Consider the following 13657-nt stretch of genomic DNA (forward strand, 5'->3'; position numbering starts at 1 on the left):
ATTCTATTCTTGCAACCATCTTCATTGCTTGCATTCTTCAAACCAGGCTCAGCCTTTAATGTGTCCTAACGGTAGCCCTATGTGGGGAGGGGTCGCCCCGCCACCGGCGGGGCGGGGGAGAGGTTTTACGCCAACGAACTCGTAAACTTATAAACCCGTAAACGCGTAAACTCCCTTACATCTTGTTCTTCAACTTAAACTGGTAGGGCGTCAGTTTGACGATCTTTTTAAAATGCTCGTTGAAGTTGGTCAGGTTGTTGAAACCCGCATCATAGCCCACATCGCTGACGCTGCTGTCGCTTTCCATCAGCCGCTTGCAGGCGTAGCCAATGCGGATCTCGTTGACAAAGGAGGAAAAGTTTTTCTTCGTGCGGTTTTTAAAATAGCGGCAAAAACCCGAGTAGCTCATGTTAGCGATCTCCGCCACCTGCTCCAGCTGGATGTCTTCGCGGAAGTGGGTCATTACGTAATCGAACACCCGGTTGAGGCGGTCGTTGTCTTCGAGGTTCTGGCCATGGACTTCCGCGCTGGAGAGCAGCTCGTACTCCTGGGTGTTGGCCAGCAGCGACAACAGGCGCAGGAGGGCGATCAGCCGTTCCATTCCCTGCAGCTCCAGGATCTCCTGCATCTGCCGGCCGGCGGCTTCGCGGGTCTTCCCGGTAAGGTGCAGTCCCATCAGGGAGCGCTGGAACAAGGCATTCAGGTTTTTCATTTCGGGGATGGAGGGAAATTGTTCGCCTAAAAATTCCTTGCGGAAATGAATCACCAGGGCACCCCCGGGCATTGCGGGATCTTCCTTGCGGAACAGGTGGGGGAGGTTGGGGCCAATGAAGGTCAGGTTTCCTTCTTCATAGTCCGACACATGGTTGCCGACAAAGCGTTTTCCCTTTCCACATAAAATCAGCACCAGCTCGTATTCGTAATGATAATGCCAGGGCGTTTCAAAACAGGGCGTGAGGAACCGGTCGGCGGTAAAGGAGGAATTCTCGGAAAGAGGCAGCTTCTGGATCTGGGGTTTCATATGCAAGAGGGTAATCAAAAAGAGGAAGGAGGGAATCGCGTTCTTTCTTTCGCTGCATTGATAACCAAACAGTGCGCTGTCATCCTTGAACGCTATGCGGTGTAAATTATAAAATTCATGTCAAAAAACTTTATTTTTTTGCCGGAAAACTGGTTGGTGGAAAAGGGACAGGAGGGTAGCTTTAACCCACTAAAACGATAACGATATGTCTTGCGCTCCCTTAACTCCGCTCCAGCAGGAGCAGTATGCTGCCGACGGCTACCTGATTATAAAAAACTTCCTCAGCCGCGAACAAGTGAACCTTTTGTACGGCATCGCCACCGGCGACAGCACCATTCGCAACAACGCCTTCGACCTGAACGACCAGAGCGGCAAACGCACCAAGCTGACCCTGTGGTTTACCCCCGGCGACGACAGCTTCGGCCTGCTGACCCGCAGCGAAAAAATGGTCGGCGCCGTCCAGAGCCTGCTGGGCCAGGGCGCTGTGTGCCACTTCCATTCCAAGATCATGCAGAAAGAGCCCCGCGTAGGCGGCGCCTGGGAATGGCACCAGGATTACGGCTACTGGTACAAGAACGGTTTCCTCTATCCCGATGCCCTCATCAGCGTGATGACGGCGTTGACCGAGGCCAACCGCCAGAACGGCTGCCTCCAGGTGCTCAAAGGCTCGCACAGGATGGGACGGCTCGAACACAACTTTGCCGGCGAACAGCAGGGGGCCGACATGCCCTTCGTGGAAGAAGCCATCAAGCGCTGCGAGCGGGTGTACGTGGAACTGGAACCCGGCGACGTGCTGTTCTTCCACAGCAACTTGCTGCACATGTCCGACGCCAACCTGTCCGACAAGCCCCGGTGGTCGCTGATCTCGGCCTACAACCTCGATCACAACGTTCCCTTCCGCGAAAAGAACACTTCCTGCATCACCCCCGTGGAAGTGGTTCCGGATGAAGCCATCCTGGCATCCGCCCCCGCCGGCCTCTCCGCCGCCACGGATTTCCTGCAGAAGGAAAACGAGATCACGCTGAACGTAAAATAACCGCCACCCCTCCATTTATTCCACCATCCTACAAACTGGACCCCCATGGACGTTTCCCTGGACCTAAAAATTGATTATTTACCCGTGCTGCCCCGCAATAAAGAGGTGGGCATCGGGTGCATCGGTTCCGGCTTTATTATGGCTGACTGCCACCTGGTGGCGTACCGCCAGGCCGGCTTCAACCCTGTGGCCATCGCGTCGCGCACACGGGCCAACAGCCAGGCGGTGGCCGACCGCCATGGCATCAAAAAGGTGTACGACTCGTACGCCGAGCTGCTGAAAGACCCCGCGGTGACCGTCCTCGACATCGCCGTTCCGCCCCAGGCGCAACTGGAAGTGATCCGCGAGGCGGTGCAGCAGAAACACATTCGCGGCATCCTGGCCCAAAAACCCCTGGGCGTCAACCTGCAGGAAGCCAAAGAAGCCGTGCGCCTGTGCGCCGACGCCGGTATTAAGCTGGCGGTGAACCAGAACATGCGCTACGACCAGTCGATCCGCGGCTGCAAGTCGCTGCTCGACCAGGGCCTGCTGGGCCGCCCGGTCTTTGCTTCCATCGACATGCGGGCCACGCCCCACTTCATGCCCTGGCAGCAGGCCCTGGGTTGGGCCACCCTCCGCACCATGAGCATCCACCACCTGGATGCCTTCCGCTTCCTGTTCGGTGATCCCGAGCGGGTGTTTACCAGTGTAAGCGAGGACCCCCGGACCAAGAAAGACTTCCGCCACGAGGACGGCCTCGCCCTGTATATCCTTGAATATGCCAACGGCATGCGCGCCTCCTCCTGGGACGACATCTGGGCCGGCCCTTACCGCGAAGGAGCCGAAAAGGACAACTACATCCACTGGCGGGTGGAGGGCACCGAAGGCATGGCCAAAGGAACCATCGGCTGGCCGAACTACCCCGAGCCCACGCCCAGCACCCTGGATTTTACCACGCTGCAGCACCCGGGCTGCTGGTTCAAGCCGCGCTGGAAGGAAGTTTGGTTCCCCGATGCCTTCGTGGGACCCATGGCCCAGTTGCTTTGTGCCCTGGAAGAAGACCGCGAACCCGAGATCAGCGGCCGCGACAACCTCAAAACCATGGCGCTGGTGGATGCCTGCTACCTGTCGTATCAACAGCACCGCGCCGTCAGCATCGAAGAAGTTCTTTTGGAAAAAACAATCCTTTAAACGATTTACGCCTCTACCATTATGATACAAGTAGGAATCTTTACCGGTTACTTTCCCTATACCCTCGAGGAAACCGCCAAACGCATCCGCGACCTGGACTTCAATACCGTGCAGCTGGATGTGACCTTTAAGGACATGGACCTGGCCACCGACCAGATCAACTCCGCCCAGTGCAAAAAGATCCGCGACACCTTCCGGCGCTACAACCTGCCCATTTCCTGTATATCGGGTTATACCAACCTCGTTCATCCCGATCCCGAGAAGCGCAAGGCTAACCTGGCCCACCTGAAGCAGCTGATCCGGTATGCCAATGAGCTGGGCTCGCCCTACGTGATCAGCGAGTCGGGCACCTTCGACCCCGACAGCGACTGGGTACACCACCCGAAAAACAAGCTGGAGGAAGGGTATGCCGATTGCGTGGAAGTGATCGGCGACCTGGTGAATTTTGCCCGCTCCCAGGGCGTGACGTTCCTGGTGGAAACCTATGTCAACAACGTCATCGGCTCGGTAGAAGAAACCCTGCGGCTGTTTGCCGATATCACCGACCCGCACCTGGGCCTGCTGATGGATCCCACCAATTATTTCGAGGACCACAATATCGACCAGATGGACCAAACGCTGCACCAGATCTTCAACGCCCTGTCACATAAGATCAAGATCGCCCATGCCAAGGACGTAAAGCGGGCCGTCAACGGCCACAAGGTGCAGATGGCCGAGATCGACGCCAGCGAGGCCCACGCCCTGCGGGGTGTTGGCAAGATCGAGCTGCCCGCACCGGGGCTGGGCGCGTTGAACTACGACCTCTACCTGCAGCGGCTCCACAAGCAGCACCCCAACATTCCCATCATCATCGAGCACCTCGACGAATCGGACGTGCCCCGGGCAAAGAGCTTCCTGGATGAGAAGCTCCTCGTCAACGGCTGCTGATTAATTTATATAGGAGTAAAAAGATCCGCTTACCGCTCTGTGCCCGGTAAGCGGTTCTTTTTTTATATGGGAAAACCCCGGAAAAGGGCCGTCCGGGCGGCTGCTTAGTAAAATTGTCCATCAGCTTAGTAAAACCTGCTATTGGCCAATTTTTGAAAACGGTGTATCATGCAGCCTCAAATTCAAGGGGTTAAAATCCCCCGCAATAAAACCGATTGTAGCTATATGCTTTCACCCAGAAATCACAAGAGGCCGGTCTTTTTCCTGTTCTGTATCTTTTTCAGCGGCCTGTTTGTTTCCTGCAACGTACTGAGCAGCAGTCGCTCGGCGGAAGGCCCCGAGGGCGCCGGCGCCGCCCAGGATCCCGTGCTCATTGAAGTAACCAGCGCCGCCAGCTCCAAAATGGCTTCGGAGGCTTTGCTCAGCGCCTGCCGGCAACTGGGCGTGCCCCACATGAACGTATTCCAGTGGAACAACCATACCGTGCTGTACGGCAACCTGAACAACCCCGAGGAGGTGCGCAGCCAGCTGGCACGTGCCCTGCCCAAGGCGGAAATAAAGCTGTACACCGACCCCTTTTATGAATTCAACCGGAAGCGCTGCGGCGATACCAACACCGCCCGGGAGTGGGACCATATCCTGCTGACCGCCAACCTGGTGAAGGATACGGCCCTGCAGCGCGAATACCTCGACTACCACGTCACTCAGTTCCAGCAGTGGCCGGAAGTATCCAACGGTTTTTGCAAGGCCTCTTTTCAGCAGCTGCTGCTGTTTAAGAGCGGCCGCCAGCTGATGCTGGTGATCTCCATTCCCAAAGGCGAAAGCTTGGACGAGCTGAACCCCAAAACCACGGAAAACAACCCGAGGGTGGACGACTGGAACGCCCTGATGAAAAAATACCAGGAAGGTATTTCCGGAACAAAGCCCGGAGAGGTCTGGGTTTTTTTAAAACAAGTTCACTAGTTCTTTTGAGGGCATCAGCCAGGATAAATTATTGACCATTCACTACTACCATAAACAAAAATCGATTTACCTACCATGTTGACTTTAGGAATTCTGGGACTGGGCGAAGGACGGAGCACCATATCCGCCGCCCTGCAAAGCGATAAGTGGCACCTCAAAACGATGTGTGATGCCAAGGAAGAACTCTGCCGCCAGCGCGCCAAGGAATTCGACTTTCCTCACTATACCACGAATTACGCCGACCTGCTGAACGATGCGGACATCGACGCCATCGCCATCTACACCCCCGACCACCTGCACGCCGACCACGTACAGCAAGCCCTCCAGCACGGCAAGCACGTCATCTGTACCAAGCCCTTTATCGACGACCTTTCCCGCGCCAAGGAGCTGCTGGACATCGCCGACCAGTCGGGCAAAAAAGTATTCGTAGGCCAGAGCTCCCGCTTTTTCGAGCCGGCCAAGCGCCAGCGGGCCGACTTCGAAGCCGGCCTGCTCGGAGAACTCATTACCATTGAAGCCCAGTACCATGCCGACCACCGCTGGTTTTTGGAAAAAGGCTGGTCGCTGCAGCAATCCTTCAAATGGCTGTACGGCGGCCTGAGCCACCCCGCCGACTTTATCCGCTGGTACCTGCCCGACGTCGAAGAGGTGATGGGCTACGGCATGATCAGCAGCAACGGTAAAAAAGCCGGCCTGAAAAACGAAGACACCATGCACTTCATCTTCCGAGCCGCCGACGGCCGCATTGCCCGCGTGAGCGGCGCTTATACCGGCCCCACGCAGCCGGCCCAGCGCGACAGCGGCATGAGCACCATCCTGCGCTGCACCGAAGGCGCCAGCCAGGCCGACTACCACGAGCTGCGCTACAGCGTCACCGACCGCACCGGCGAGGAAAAGATCATCGTCTGGGGCGACAGCACCCTGAAACACTACTTCCGCTTCGAGGGGCAAAGCCACCACGCCGGTGAATACCAGAATTACCTGGAATACTTTGCCGACTCCATCGAACAGAATTTTACCGCTTTTCCCGATATCCGCGAAGGCATCGGCACCGTGGCCCTGCTGCAGGCGATGGACCACTCGCTGAAAACCGGCGCCCCGGTAAAAGTGGACGACATCCTGAAACAACACGGCCTCTCCCGCGAGCTGCTGTCCGCTGCCGCCCAGCCGCAGGTAGCCCTTTAATAAGTTTTTCGGAGGGTGGCTGCGGGGCAGCCACCCTTCTTTATCAAATCACCTTATCGAAAATTACAATAGCCTGCCATGGGTAATAACATTATCGAACGCCTGACGGTACTGGACTACAGCATCGTGGTGGCCTACCTGGCCATCCTCGTCTTCATCGGCTACCGGGCCTCCTTTGCGAAAAAGAAAAACGACGACGAGGTGCTGTTCCTCGCCAACAAATCACTGGGCTGGTCGAGCATCGGCTTCAACATGTGGGGCACCAACGTGGGGCCCTCCATGCTGCTGGCCTTTGCCGCCATCGGCTACAGCACCGGCATCGTGGCCGTCAACTTCGACTGGTATGCCTTCGTGTTCCTGTTCCTGCTGGCCATCGTGTTTGCCCCCCGCTACCTGGCCGCCAACGTGACCACCATGCCGGAATTCATGGGCAACCGCTACGGTTCCTCCACCCAGAACATCCTGGCCTGGTATGCGCTGATCAAGATCCTCATTTCCTGGCTGTCGCTGGGCCTCTTTGCCGGCGGCTTCCTGGTGCGCCAGATCCTGGGCATTCCCATGTGGCAGTCGGTGATCGTGCTGGTGCTCTTTGCCGGCCTGTTCGCCTTTGCCGGCGGCCTGAAAGCCATTGCCCGGGTAAACGTATTCCAGATGATCCTGCTGATCCTGGTGTCGCTGACGCTGACCATCCTGGGCATCTCCAAGGTAGGCGGCCTGACAGAGGTCTATCATTCCGTTCCGGGTCACTTCTGGAACCTCGTGCAGCCGGCCTCCGATCCCAAGTACCCCTGGTACGCCATCCTCCTGGGGTATCCCGTGGCCGCCGTGGCCTTCTTTTGTACCGACCAGGCCATGGTGCAGTCGGTGCTGGGCGCCCGCAACCTGGAGCAGGGCCAGCTGGGCGTAAACTTTATCGGCTGGCTGAAGATCCTCTCGCTGCCCCTCTTTATCCTGACCGGCGTTCTTTGCTATATCCTGTTCCCGGGACTGAAAGATCCCAACGAGGCCTACATGACCATGGTGACCAACCTGTTCCCTCCCGGTATGAACGGCCTGGTGATCGTGGTGCTGATCGCCGTGCTGGTGGGCACCATCGGCTCGTCGCTCAACTCGCTGAGCACCGTGTTTACCATGGACATCTACGCCCGCAAGATCAACCCCAACGCCACTAACGCCGACATCGTGCGTACGGGTCGCCTGACCGTTATCGGCGGCTGCCTGTTTGCGGTAGGCATGGCGCTGGCCATCGACAGCATCAAGGGCCTGAACCTGTTCGACGTGTTCCAGTCGGTACTGGGCTTTATTGCGCCGCCGCTGTCGGTGGTGTTCCTGCTCAGCGTTTTCTGGAAGCGCACCACCCGCCTGGCGGTGAATACCATCCTGTCGGCCGGCTCCGCCTTCAGCCTGGGCGTAGGCATCGTGTACCTGTGGGTGCTGCCCCCGAGCGAATACGATTTCTGGCCGCACTACCTGATGCTGTCCTTTTATATTTTCGCCTTCTTGTTGGTGGTCGCCATCATCCTTTCCCTCGTGGACCCCTCGCCGGTAGTGAACACCACCGAAGCCCAGGGCGCCGCCCACCTGCCCAAGCCCACCCGGAGAGTATGGACCGCCTGGGCCCTGCTGATCCTGGCCATGGTGAGTTTGTATGGATATTTCAACGGGCACTAGGTGCGGGGAATTGGTTAATTGGTTAATTGGGAATTAGGGAGTTGCCGAACGAAAAACTCAGGAACTTAGGAACTGAACTTTGATACTTTATTAAAACAGCATAATGAATCATAGACGCATTTTGAAAAAAACAGGCCTGGCGGTCGCATTTTTCCTGGCTGCCCTGGTGAACGAAGCGAATGCCCAGAAAAAAGCCACCTGGATCTGGTATCCCGGCGATTTTGAAGTATGGCTGGGCAATGCCATGCAAAACCGCCGCACCGAAAGAGGGGCGTTCTTCCCGCCCTTCTGGAAGCTCGATAACCACTACGTGCTCATTGATTTTCATAAAGACTTTGACCTGCCCGCCGCCGAGGAAGCCGAGGTGTTCGTGGAAGGCCAATATAATTTGAAGCTGGACGGGAAAGCCTTTTCCGGCTACCCCCAGAAAATTTCCATCCCTGCCGGCAAGCACAAGCTGAGCCTGAAGGTCTTCTGCCAGGACCGCGTGCCCGCCATCTTCGTTCGCGGAAAGAACGTGGTTACCGACTCCACCTGGCTGGTGACCTTCGAGGACAAGGAGTGGATCGACGAGACCGGCAAGACCTCCGACATTTCGGCCACCACCTTTTTACAGGCGGCCTCCTGGAACTTCGACAACCCCCAGCTGCCGCCCTCGCAATTCAAGCTGGCCACCCAGCCCCAGCCTGCCGTGAAAACGGAGAAAAGAGGCGGGGAAACCTTCGTGGATTTCGGTAAAGAAACCTTTGGCTTCGTGAAGCTGCACGGCCTTAAAGGCAACGGTGCCGTGACCCTTTATTTTGGCGAATCGCCCGAAGAAGCGCTGTCCAAAACCGGCGGCGAGCTGGTGGACCGCCTGCCGGTGGCCCAGTCCCAGGCCGGCGATGTGACCTTCAATGGTTCCCGTGCCTTCCGCTACGTGAACGTGGTGCCCGAAAACGGCGTCACCTTCGACTCGGTATCGATGCTGTACGAATACCTGCCCGTGGCTACCCGCGGTTCGTTCCGCTGCTCCGACGAGCAGATCAACAAGATCTGGGACGTTTCACGCTACACCATGGAGCTGAATACCCGCGAGTTCTTCATCGACGGCATCAAGCGGGACCGCTGGATCTGGAGCGGCGACGCCTACCAGAGCTACCTGATGAACTATTACCTGTTCTTCGACTCGCCCTCGGTGACCCGCACCCTGCTGGCCCTGCGCGGAAAAGACCCGGTGACCAGCCACATCAACACCATCATGGACTACACCTTCTACTGGTTCCTGGGCATTTACGACTACTACCAATACACCGGTGACCAGTCCTTTATCAAACAGTTTTACCCCCGCATGCAGTCGCTGATGGACTACTGCCTTTCCCGCCGCAACAAGAGCGGCATGATGGAAGGCCTGGCCGGCGACTGGGTGTTTATCGACTGGGCCGAAGGCCTGAGCAAGAAGGGCGAGGTGAGCTTCGAGCAGCTGCTCTTCAGCCGCAGCCTCGAGACCATGGCCCTCTGCGCCGGCATCGCCGGTGACCAGCAAGGCGCCGCCAAATACGGTTCGCTGGCTACCGACCTGAAGTCCAAATTCCTGTCGACCTACTGGAATGAGGCCAAGGGTGCCCTGGTGCACAGCCGCATCGACGGCAAGCCTACCGACAACGTGACCCGCTACGCCAACATGTTCGCCATCTTCTTTGATTACCTGAACCAGGGCCAGAAGCAGGCGGTAAAGACCAACGTGCTGCTGAACGACAAGGTACAGAAGATCACGACGCCTTATATGCGCTTTTACGAGCTGGAAGCCCTTTGCGCCATGGGCGAGCAGAAGTACGTCCTGAAAGAAATGAAGGACTACTGGGGCGGCATGCTCAACCTGGGCGCCACCTCGTTCTGGGAAGAATACAATCCCTCCAAAAAAGGAGCGGAGCACTACGCCATGTACGGCCGTCCTTTCGGCAAGAGCCTGTGCCATGCCTGGGGTGCCAGTCCCATTTACCTGCTGGGCAAATACTACATGGGCGTGAAGCCCACTGCGCCTGCTTACGGCACCTACACCGTGGAACCCGTGCTGGGCGGCCTGCAGTGGATGGAAGGAAAAGTGCCCACGCCCAATGGCAATATCTCGGTATACGCCAGCACCAAACAAATCAAGGTGAAAGGCGACGAAGGCACCGGCACCCTGCGTTTCTACAGCAAGAGCAAGCCCTCCTCCAAAGGCAATACTATCACCGCCAAGGGTAATAGCCAGTATGAACTTACGCTGGAAAAAGGCAAAGAGTACGTAGTGAATTACAGTGCGCTTTAATAAAGTTCACGCTTTCGGATGAACGTTTCGGAAACTACAAGGGTTATTGCAACTCTTGTAGTTTTTCATTATAAACAACCAAAGATCGCTCAATGAATAAATTCGTTTCGCTTGTTTTAACCTTCCTGCTGCCGTCGGTATTGTTCGCCCAATTGGTGGACAAGACGCCGGCAGCCATTCCCAACGTGCCCACTGTGTACCATACGGAGCCCTGGGAAGACCCGCTGGTGACCGGCATCAACCGCGACCCCTCGCGGGCTACGGCTTATTCCTTTACTACCGAAAAGGACGCCCTGACCTGCGACCGCACCAAAACCGGCCGCGTGCAGTCGCTCAACGGCGACTGGGACTTTGCCTTTGCCCTGAAGCCCGCGGATGCTCCAAAAGACTTTTACAAAAGCCCCGTATCCGGCGCGGGCTGGAAAAAGATCACCGTTCCCGGCAGTTGGGAAATGCAGGGCTACGACAAGCCTATTTACAAAAGCGCCGTGTACCCCTTCCGGCCCGTGAACCCGCCCCACGTGCCGCAGGACTACAACGGCATGGGCTGCTACCAGCGCAGCTTTACCGTTCCCGCCGACTGGAAGGACCAGAACGTTACGTTGCATTTTGGCGGCGTCGGTTCGGGCTTTAAGGTTTGGGTAAATGGCAAGTTCCTCGGCTATGGCGAAGACTCCTTCCTGCCCTCCGAGTTCAACGTTACGCCCTACCTGCAGGCCGGCGAGAACGTGGTGTCGGTACAGGTGATCCGCTGGAGCGACGGCGCCTTCCTGGAAGACCAGGACCAGTGGCGCATGAGCGGCATCCACCGCGAGGTGCTGCTGCTGGCCGAACCCAAGCTGCGCATCGCTGACTTTCACTGGCAGGCAAAGCTGGACAAGCAATACAAGGACGCTGTCCTGAGCATCCGCCCCCGCCTGGAAAACCTGACCGGACAGCAGGTGCCCGGCTACCGCCTGAAGGCCCAGCTGTACGACAAAAGCGGCAAGGCCGTGCTGGACAAGCCGCTGGAGCGCACCGCAGAATCCATCATCAACGAAATCTATCCCCGCCTCGATAACGTAAAATTCGGCCTGCTGGAAACAAAGGTGTCCAACCCCGACAAGTGGAGCGACGAAGAGCCGAACCTGTACACCCTGGTGTTGTCGCTGGAAGACAGCACGGGCCGCCTGATGGAAGCCAAAAGCTGCCGCGTGGGCTTCCGCAGCATCGAGTTCTCGAAGGACGACAGCAAGCTGCTGATCAATGGCAAGGTCACCTACCTGTACGGCGTCAACCGCCCCGACCACCATCCCACCCGGGGCAAGGCCCTCACGCATGCCGACATCCTGGAAGATGTACGCACCATCAAGCGCTTCAACTTCAACTGCATCCGCACCTCGCACTATCCCTCCGATCCCTACCTGTACGACCTCTGCGACCAGTACGGCATTCTGGTGATCGACGAGGCCAACCTGGAGACGCACGGCCTGGGCTCGAAGCTGTCGAACGACCCGATGTGGACGCATGCCTACCTCGAACGCAGCAACCGCATGGCGCTGCGCGACAAGAACCATCCCAGCGTCATCATCTGGAGCCTCGGCAACGAGGCCGGCCGCGGTCCCAACCACGCCGCCATGGCCGAGTGGCTGCACGATTTCGACATCACCCGACCGGTGCACTACGAGCCCGCCATGGGCAACCCGCGACTGGAAGGTTATATCGATCCCTCCGACTCGCGGTACCTGAAACCCAACGACCACTCGCACCGCACCCAGAACCCCCGGGATGCGTATTACATTGATATCGTGGCCCGCATGTACCCGGCGCTGTACACCGCCCCGCTGCTGGTAAACCAGCAGAACGGCGACAAGCGCCCGATCTTCTTCGTGGAGTATGCGCACGCCATGGGCAACTCCGCCGGCAACATCAAAGAATTCTGGGACCAGTGGCGCTCCACACCCCGCATTATCGGCGGCGCCATCTGGGAGTTCAAGGACCAGGGCCTGCTGAAGCGCGATTCGGCCGGGGTACCGTTCTACGCCTACGGCGGCGACTATGGTGAGAAGTATTTCGACGACTTTACCATCAAGGGCGTGGTGGCTGCCGACGGCCGTCCCAAAGCCGCCATGTTCGAGTGCAAGCGCGTCTTCCAGGGCGCGGAGTGCAGCCTGGCCGATGTGACGAAAGGATGGGTGAAAGTGACCAACCGCCATGCGACGAAGGACCTGTCCGCCTACAATGTGTACCTGGTGGTGCGTGAGGACGGGAAGGTGATCACCCGCAAGGACCTGCCCCGGATTTCCCTTGCCGCCGGTAGGGATACCACCATCAGCATTGCAGCCTTCCTGCCCAGGGCAAAGGGCGGCAGCGAGTACCTGGCCGATATCCACTTCACGCTGGCGCAGGACGAAGCCTGGGCCCCCAAAGGCTACGAGGTGGCTTCCAACCAGTTCGCTCTTACCGGGCTGTCGCTGGCAAAAAGCGAGAAGAAAAACTTCGGCGCCGTGACCATCAAAGAAGCCGGCAATGGGTATACCGTCACCGGGAAAGGGTTTGAAATCAGCTTTGATAAAGCCAATGGCGCCCTGAGCTCGTACAAATGGCAAGGCAAGGAACAGGTGTTCCAGCCCCTGCTGCCGCATTTCAGCCGTCCCCTCACCGATAACGACCGCCGTGGCTGGAAGACGCATCGCAAGCTGGCCCAGTGGTACAACCCCGGCCTGAAGCTGCAGCGCCTGGCTGCCGGCACGGCCACTAATGGCCAGGTAACCCTGACCAGCGACTACACCCTCATCAACGACAGCGCCCAGGTGCAGGTAGTCTATACCGTTACCGGCGAGGGCGTGCTGAAGGTGGACTTCCGGCTGAACCCCAAAGCCGGCCTGCCCAACCTGCCGAAGGTGGGCATGCAGGGCGGCATCAAACGTTCCTACGACCAGCTCACCTGGTACGGACGCGGCCAGCTGGAGAACTACATCGACCGCCGCTACGGCTTCGACGCGGCCATCTATTCGCAGCCCATCGAGGAGTTTATGGAGCCCTACGTAGTGCCCCAGGAAAGCGGCAACCGCACCGACGTGCGCTGGATGCTGCTGGGTGACCGCAAGGGCAGCGAAGGCCTGCTGGTGGTGGCCGATTCGTTGCTGAGCATGAGTGCCTGGCCTTATACCGAGGAGAACCTCCAGAATGCCCGCCACACCAACAAGCTCAAAGATGCCGGCTACCTGACCCTGAACGTCGACCTGGTACAAATGGGCGTTGGCGGCAACGACTCCTGGAGCGAGGTGGCCGCCCCGCTGGAGCAATACCAGATCCCGGCAAAGCCTTACCGCTATGGATTCTACCTCGTTCCCTTTAGCGGAAAGGAAGTAGGAGAGAAGTGGAAGAAAGTGCGGTTTTAATAAGGTTTTTA

At 57.9% G+C, this 13657-nt stretch carries 9 protein-coding genes; 8 read left to right on the top strand and 1 reads right to left on the bottom strand.

Annotated elements, in window-relative coordinates; all coding sequences use genetic code 11:
• Window positions 1-175: 175 nt before the first annotated feature.
• Window positions 176-1021 (bottom strand): AraC family transcriptional regulator, encoded by an 846-nt coding sequence (locus V9K67_RS18650; RefSeq protein WP_336725087.1) that lies wholly within the window; start codon window positions 1019-1021, stop codon window positions 176-178.
• Window positions 1022-1226: 205 nt separating this feature from the next.
• On the opposite strand from V9K67_RS18650, the gene V9K67_RS18655 reads away from it, so the two are divergent.
• From V9K67_RS18655 to V9K67_RS18690, 8 genes are all read left to right on the top strand, one after another.
• Window positions 1227-2057, top strand: coding sequence for a phytanoyl-CoA dioxygenase family protein (locus V9K67_RS18655; RefSeq protein WP_336725090.1), 831 nt, complete (start codon window positions 1227-1229; stop codon window positions 2055-2057).
• Between the two features lie 45 nt (window positions 2058-2102).
• On the top strand, window positions 2103-3227 hold the full coding sequence (locus tag V9K67_RS18660) for a Gfo/Idh/MocA family protein (RefSeq protein WP_336725092.1): 1125 nt from the start codon (window positions 2103-2105) through the stop codon (window positions 3225-3227).
• 21 nt (window positions 3228-3248) lie between these two features.
• Window positions 3249-4154: a sugar phosphate isomerase/epimerase family protein gene (locus tag V9K67_RS18665; protein WP_336725094.1), complete on the top strand. Its 906-nt coding sequence runs from the start codon at window positions 3249-3251 to the stop codon at window positions 4152-4154.
• Window positions 4155-4379: 225 nt separating this feature from the next.
• Complete coding sequence (locus V9K67_RS18670; protein ID WP_336725096.1) at window positions 4380-5117, top strand: L-rhamnose mutarotase; 738 nt, start codon at window positions 4380-4382, stop codon at window positions 5115-5117.
• A 75-nt stretch (window positions 5118-5192) separates the two neighbouring features.
• Complete coding sequence (locus V9K67_RS18675) at window positions 5193-6302, top strand: Gfo/Idh/MocA family protein (protein WP_336725097.1); 1110 nt, start codon at window positions 5193-5195, stop codon at window positions 6300-6302.
• Between the two features lie 78 nt (window positions 6303-6380).
• On the top strand, window positions 6381-7973 hold the full coding sequence (locus V9K67_RS18680) for a sodium:solute symporter family transporter (protein WP_336725099.1): 1593 nt from the start codon (window positions 6381-6383) through the stop codon (window positions 7971-7973).
• Window positions 7974-8076: 103 nt separating this feature from the next.
• Window positions 8077-10263, top strand: coding sequence for an alpha-L-rhamnosidase-related protein (locus V9K67_RS18685; protein ID WP_336725101.1), 2187 nt, complete (start codon window positions 8077-8079; stop codon window positions 10261-10263).
• Between the two features lie 92 nt (window positions 10264-10355).
• The gene (locus tag V9K67_RS18690) at window positions 10356-13646 is read left to right on the top strand and encodes a glycoside hydrolase family 2 TIM barrel-domain containing protein (RefSeq protein ID WP_336725103.1); all 3291 of its coding nucleotides are present in this window, start codon (window positions 10356-10358) and stop codon (window positions 13644-13646) included.
• The last annotated feature ends 11 nt before the right edge of the window (window positions 13647-13657 follow it).

It is taken from the genome of Huijunlia imazamoxiresistens (assembly GCF_037132455.1).
GTDB classification, from domain to species: Bacteria; Bacteroidota; Bacteroidia; order Chitinophagales; family Chitinophagaceae; genus Flavisolibacter; species Flavisolibacter imazamoxiresistens.